Annotated in this window: 1 protein-coding gene; it reads right to left on the bottom strand. The window is 69.8% G+C overall.

What is annotated here, in order from left to right:
* Window positions 1-64 precede the first annotated feature (64 nt).
* The coding region (locus tag L810_RS21155; RefSeq protein ID WP_042975598.1) for a DUF3418 domain-containing protein at window positions 65-1,007 on the bottom strand (943 nt) is incomplete at its 5' end.

Raw genomic sequence — 1,007 nt, 5'->3', positions numbered from 1 at the left:
CGTTAGCGCAACATCGGCTTCCGGGGCCCGGCGCCGGCGCGAAGCCCGGGAAGCCGATGTTGCGCTAACGCTGCATCGACTCCCAGACCTTGTGCAGACGCTTGACAGAGACAGGCATCGGCGTGCGCAGTTCCTGCGCGAACAGCGAAATCCGCAATTCCTCGAGCAGCCAGCGGAATTCCGCGAGCCGCGGATCGGCGACGCCGCCGCGCTGCGACACCGCGCGCTGGTACTGCTGGGCGAGCGGCAGCAGGTCGGCCGACTGCTTCGCGTCGCGCGCCGGATCGGCCTTCAGCTTGTCGATCCGCAGCGCGATGCCCTTCAGGTAGCGCGGGAAGTGCGCGAGTTGCGCGTAGGGCGTATCGATCACGAAGCGCTTGCCGACCAGCGCGGCGAGCTGCTGCTGCAGGTCCGCATGCGCCTGCGCGAACGGCTTCGCCTGCGCGAGCTTCTTCACGAGACCCGCGTATTCGGCCAGGACCTGCCCGACCAGCCGCGCGATTTCCTGCGCGAGCAGGTTCAGGCGGCTTCGGCCCTCGTCACGGCGCGCGTGGAAGCTCGCGTCGTCGTCGGGCAGCGGGTCCTGCAGGCACGCGCGGTCTAGCGCCGTGTCGATCAGCTGGTCGCGCAATTCGTCCTGCGTGCCGAGCGACATGTACTGCATCGCCATCTCGCGCAGGCCCGGCAGGTTCTTCTCGAGGAACTTGATCGGCTCCTTCAACTGCAGCGCGAACAGCCGCCGCAGGCCGGCCCGGTGGATGCGCGCAGCCTCCTCCGGCGAATCGAACACCTCGACGTCGCAATGCGTGCCGCGATCGACGAGCGCCGGGTAGCCGTACAGCGTCTGGCCGCGCCGGCGGATCTCCAGCAGCTCGGGGAGCTTGCCGAAATTCCACGTCGTCAGGTTCTCGTACAGCGCCGTCGCGCCGGCTTCCGCCGGAGCGGACGTCTGCGGCGCCGCGCCCTTCGCGGGCTTCGGGCCGCGGCCGGGTGCGCCGGCCGTACCC

Source organism: Burkholderia sp. AU4i, assembly GCF_000466765.1.
Lineage (GTDB): Bacteria > Pseudomonadota > Gammaproteobacteria > Burkholderiales > Burkholderiaceae > Burkholderia > Burkholderia cepacia.
This window is presented reverse-complemented; position numbering and strand designations above follow the sequence as displayed.